This window comes from Corallococcus sp. AB049A (genome assembly GCF_003668885.1).
Classification (GTDB): domain Bacteria; phylum Myxococcota; class Myxococcia; order Myxococcales; family Myxococcaceae; genus Corallococcus; species Corallococcus interemptor.
In genome coordinates this window covers 1-4,819 of the sequence record NZ_RAWL01000547.1, presented here as the reverse complement: position 1 = coordinate 4,819, position 4,819 = coordinate 1, and the positions used below count along the sequence as shown (strand labels likewise).

6 protein-coding genes are annotated in these 4,819 nt (G+C 71.1%); 3 read left to right on the top strand and 3 right to left on the bottom strand.

What is annotated here, in order from left to right:
- From D7X55_RS35760 to D7X55_RS35750, 3 genes are all read right to left on the bottom strand, one after another.
- A partial coding sequence (locus D7X55_RS35760) for a wax ester/triacylglycerol synthase family O-acyltransferase (RefSeq protein WP_233610261.1) occupies positions 1 to 366 on the bottom strand: 366 nt, incomplete at its 3' end.
- Positions 367 to 410: 44 nt separating this feature from the next.
- Positions 411 to 1,223: a hypothetical protein gene (locus D7X55_RS35755; protein WP_120552744.1), complete on the bottom strand. Its 813-nt coding sequence runs from the start codon at positions 1,221 to 1,223 to the stop codon at positions 411 to 413.
- Positions 1,224 to 1,318: 95 nt separating this feature from the next.
- Positions 1,319 to 2,314, bottom strand: coding sequence for a class I SAM-dependent methyltransferase (locus tag D7X55_RS35750; protein WP_120552743.1), 996 nt, complete (start codon positions 2,312 to 2,314; stop codon positions 1,319 to 1,321).
- A 425-nt stretch (positions 2,315 to 2,739) separates the two neighbouring features.
- Between D7X55_RS35750 and D7X55_RS35745 the strand changes: the two genes are divergently transcribed.
- The 3 genes from D7X55_RS35745 to D7X55_RS44935 all read left to right on the top strand — a co-directional run.
- The gene (locus D7X55_RS35745) at positions 2,740 to 3,123 is read left to right on the top strand and encodes a hypothetical protein (protein WP_121725383.1); all 384 of its coding nucleotides are present in this window, start codon (positions 2,740 to 2,742) and stop codon (positions 3,121 to 3,123) included.
- Positions 3,124 to 3,199: 76 nt separating this feature from the next.
- A complete protein-coding gene (locus tag D7X55_RS35740; RefSeq protein ID WP_121725382.1) occupies positions 3,200 to 4,570 on the top strand; it encodes a hypothetical protein in 1,371 nt (456 codons plus the stop codon).
- A 58-nt stretch (positions 4,571 to 4,628) separates the two neighbouring features.
- The coding region (locus D7X55_RS44935) for a DUF5953 family protein (RefSeq protein WP_306437760.1) at positions 4,629 to 4,819 on the top strand (191 nt) is incomplete at its 3' end.

The window sequence follows — 4,819 nt, the reverse complement described above, 5'->3', positions numbered from 1 at the left end:
GCCCCGCACGAGGTGGAAGTGCCACAGCGGACGCGAGCGCTCCAGCGGCACGCCCAGCCAGTCCCCGACGAGCGCCTCCAGCCCCGCGTGCCCCGCGGACTCCGGCACGCGCAGCGTGGACAGGTGTTCGTCCAGCTCGAAGTCCGGCGCGTCCTCCCAGGACAGCGTGCCCAGCGGCCCGGGCACCACCCGCTGCCGGAAGCGCGGGTAGCGCTCCACCAGCCGCTCGTGCACCACCGCGCGCAGGCGCTCCAGGTCCACGGCGCCGTCGAACCACAGCACCGCGGTGATCATCATCAGGTTCGCGGGCTCCTCCATCTGGAGCCACGCCGCGTCAATGCTCGCCATCCGCTCGCGACCTGCCATGGCGTCCTTCTCACCCGTGCGCCCGCTCGGGGGCAAGGTCCTCCTCAGGGTTTGGGTGGCGGCTCCGGCGCCTCCTGCTTCTCGCGCTCGAACTGGAACGTCTGCCGGGTGGGGCCCGGCACCGTGAGGATGAGCGAGTCCTTCTCCTCAATCACATATGTGAACTCGCCGCCCTTGAAGCGCCCCTTGGACAGCGGCACCACGCGCGGCTTGCCGCACACCGGGCCCACCGCCTGGCCGTCCTGCGTGCGCAGCGCCAGGTGCTTCTTGTCCTTCGCTTCCGATGCCTCCAGCCGGCCCCACGCGCGCACATCCAGCGTGCTGCCGCGCCCGAGCGTCGCGTCATCCAGCTTCGTGCGCATCACGAAGCACCCGTCCGGCGTCACCTGCAGCGACCGCGCGTAGTCGGACCGGGGCTGCACGTCGATGCGCTCCTCCTTGCCATCCTCCGTGTCCGGGATGCTCGCCGCGGACAGCACCCACGTGCCCACCAGCTCCTTGGGGACCGCCGTGCCCCTGGGGGCCTTGTCGCCCTCGCAGGGATTGGTCACCAGCTTCTCCGGGCTCTTGGGCGCGGGCTCGAAGGACTTCTCGCAGGTGAGGCCGCACGACTTCGCCGCGCACGCGGAGTCATCCGGCGCGCAGGCCGCCTTGCTGGTGCAGGCCTTCAGCCGCTTGAGCGCGTCCTCGCAGCCCTCGCGCATGCACTGGTCTACGCACTCCGCGTCGATGCACTCCGACACACAGACCCAGTTGGTGCGGCCACACACGCCCGCCACGGTGCGAGGCGCCTGGGCCGCGGCGGGTAGCGAGAAGCCGGAGACGAGAAGCAGGACGAGCAGTCGGAACGGTCGCATGCGCAAGTGCAAGCTAGGCAGTGCGCCCACCCACGGCGACACCCGGCGGCAGGATGGCTGTCCACCGGGCGTCACTCCAGGCCCCGTCACTGCCGTCAGGTGAACTGCCACCGCCAGGTGCGCGGGTCGGACGGGTTGGGCAGCTCCAGCTCGAACTCCAGCGTGTCGTAGCGGCTGAACTCGCGCGGCTCCACGCGCAACAGCGTCATGGCCGTGGTGTTGCGCTCGCGCATCGGGGACACGTCGAAGGCCAGCTCCGCGTCGAAGGCGACCTTGTAGAAGAGGCAGAAGCCGTCCACCCGCCCGTCCTCCTCCACCGGCCGCTGGATGCGCACGCGCGAGGGCAGCCCCTCCGCGCGCATCGTCTCCAGGTCGAAGCCGAACGCGGGCTCCGGCTCGCACAGCAGGTGGTCCACCTCGTACGAGCGCACCAGCCGCGTGAAGTACGACGGGCTCATCGCCTCGCGCAGCGACTGGAGGCAGCGGAAGTCCACGTGCGGCAGGTGCTGCGTCCAGATGAACGGGACGCACGCCTCCTCGCGCAATTGCACGGGCTCCACGAAGACCTCGAAGCGGTTGGGGAGGATGCGGCCGCCGGGCTTGAGCAGCCGCGAGCGCAAGTCCAGCATCCGGGGAACGAGCCCCGCGTCGAGCAGCGCATCTCCCAGCAACTCATGCAGCAGCACGTCCGCCTTCTCCTGCGGCTGGAAGTGCCAGGTGGGCTCGCGCACGAAGTCGATGCGGTCCAGGCCGTTGCGGCGGGCCACCCACTGCGTGGTGTCCAGAAGCCGCGAGTCATCCACCGCGTACAGCTTGCGCGGGTGCTGGTGCGCGGCCAGGAAGGTGCGCAGGCCGGTGCCGGCCTTCACGTCCACCACCACCTGGTTGGGGCGCACGTAGCGCTCCACCGCGCGGCGCCACACCTCCACGCGCTGCGGGTCCGCCAGCATGGAGTCCTGCGGGGTGGGACTGGACAGGGCCAGGCTGTTGGGCGCGTGCCGGCGGTGCAGTTGGGACACGAGCGGCAGGTGGCTGAGACGCGAGCGCAGGTCCATCAACGCCTGACGTGGCAGGTCGAGCAGGTTCGGCATGGCTTCCCCCCGGAAGGCCGTGACGGTCCCGGCAAAAACGCGGCCGACAACCTCGTCCGCCGGAACCCGGACACCGAACAATGCGGGAAATCCGGGGTCCACCCAATCCGTCCCCAGGGTGACGCACTGTTCCACGCTGAACATCCGCCCCCGCACCGAAGTCGCGAGCCACGCGTGCCGCCTCGCGACAATCACTCAAAGCAGGAAGACACCGGGACTCCCGGCAGAGGCATTCCCACCTGCAGGAGGGTGTCCGCATGACGAGCCAGGTTTCCCTCGAGGCGGACAAGAAAACCGGCGGAAGGCGTCTATTCCGGAAAGCCATCCATCCACGAGCCCTGCCCAGGGGCGGGAGGAAGGCCGCCGGTCACGCCCGTGGAAGGACTCCGGACGCGCTGGAAGAGGGGGCACGAATGATGCGAGCGATGGAATCGCGGACGCAGGTCGAGCCAGCGCCGGTGGCGGCCCCGGGTCCAGGCCCAGGCGCGCGGTGGGACGCGCGGCGTCAGGGCCCGCTCCACGACCCGCGGGCGCGCGAGCACCGGGTGTCGCGGTCCGCGCTGGTGGCGGCGCTGCTGGCGGAGGGCTGCGCGGCGGAGGCGGAGGTGGCGGGGTTCGCGGCGTCGCTGGAGGACCCGGCGTCGCTGAGCATCGGGCAGGTGCTGCGGTTCGTGGACGGCCTGCGGGTGCGCATGGCGCTGGCGCGCACGGACGACGAGGTGCTGCAGCTGGCCTGCCTGCGCCGCGACGCGGAGGAGCTGGCGGAGCGGATGATGGACTGGGCCCACACGGGGCGCCTGCCGGCGTAGGCGTCCGGACGTTGGTGGTGGGCGTCCCGGGTGGGAGTGCCTTGACAGGGGCGGTGGAGCGCTTTCAGGTGGGGGCATGCTCGCCCTCGCCCTTGCCGCCACGCTGGCGGCCGCACCCGCGCCTCGCGTCGCCGCTTCGACAGTGACCGTTCTCCACATCCCTCGGCTGGACCAGGTCCAGGGGTTGAACGCGTTCTTCACGCGGGCGGGGGCGTCCTCGCAGATGTTGAACCCGGAGGCGTGGCGCGGCGAGCTGCACCCCATCCTGCCCCTGGACCTGGGGAAGCCGGAGGCGATGGAGGCGATGGGCATCGACGTGACGGGCCCGCTGTCCGTGTCCATGCGGCAGGACGGCCGCATCGCGTGCACGCGGGTGAAGGACGTGAAGGTGTTCCAGGAGGCCACGGCGAACGTGCTCGCGCGCAACGGCGACGTGAAGGCGGGCACGGTGAAGGGCGTGACGACGCTGAGAGCGCCCAGCGCGACGGGAGGCTTCGGGGGCTACGTGCTCAAGGGGCAGGAGGCGTGCGCCTTCCTGAGCACGGACTCGGACGACGCGCTCCGCAAGGAGGCCGCGAAGCTGGTGGCGCAGAAGGCGCCGGCCGCGGACGCGAGGATGGCCACGGTGCCGGGCGCGCTGTACGTGTCCACGAAGGACGGCGTGCTGGCGCTGGACGGCACGGCGACAGGGCTGAAGGTGGAGGGCACGGCGGCGAAGCTGCCCCTGCCGCCCTTCCAGGCCAAGGGCACCAGTCCCTATGGCGCCATGACGCCCGCGGGCCTGCTCTTCGCGCGGGCGCAGGTGGCGCCGACGGGCGTGGCGCAGGCGGTGGAGTCCGTGGCGGACGCGGTGCGCACGGTGTGTCCCGCGTGCCCGGCGGCGGACGTGAAGGCGGTGACGGACGCGCTGGCGAAGCAGCTGACGGGGCAGGTGTTGTTCGGGGTGGATTCAGTCGCGGTGAGGGGGTCGCTGCGCAAGCCGGAGGTGCGCTTCTTCGCGGCGAAGCAGGCGCTGGCGGCGGAGGTGACGGACGCGGCGGCGGTGAAGGCGGCGCTGGCCCCGCTGGCGAAGTTCCCTGGCGCGAAGGCGCTGGAGGACGGCTACGCGCTGGAGGCGAAGGGCGGCAGCGTCTACGTGCGGCAGAAGGGCAAGCAGCTGGTGTTCGGCAACGACTCCACGGTGACGCAGACGATGCTCGCGTCGCTGCCGGAGAAGGGCGGCCCGCTGAAGCGCGCGGTGGAGTTCACGATGGATCCGAAGAAGGTCGCGCGAGGCCTGTCCCAGGTGTCGCTGATGGACGTGATGGGCGACGAACGCCTGGCCGCGTTCTTCGGCGCGAGCACGGAACTGGGTCCCCTGCTCGCGAAGAGCGACAGCATCACCGGCTGGCTGGACAGCGCGCCCAACGGCACGCACCGGTTCCAGATGAACTGGTCGCTGCCGTAGAAGCTGTCATGCGCATCTTCGGCGTCGCCGCGCTCCTGCTCGTAGGTCTGACGCAGGGATGACGAAGCAGAGGAATGACCTGGTCATGATGGCCTACGCGCCCGCGCTCGTAGGCAATGACAACCGCCCTCTGGCCATCATCCACGGCCTGGAGCGCGCGCTCCCGGGCCTGCATCTGGATTGGGCGATTTCCGCCGGGGGCGCCCCCTACCCTTTGCCTCAACGGGACGCATGGGTCCTGGGTGGGCG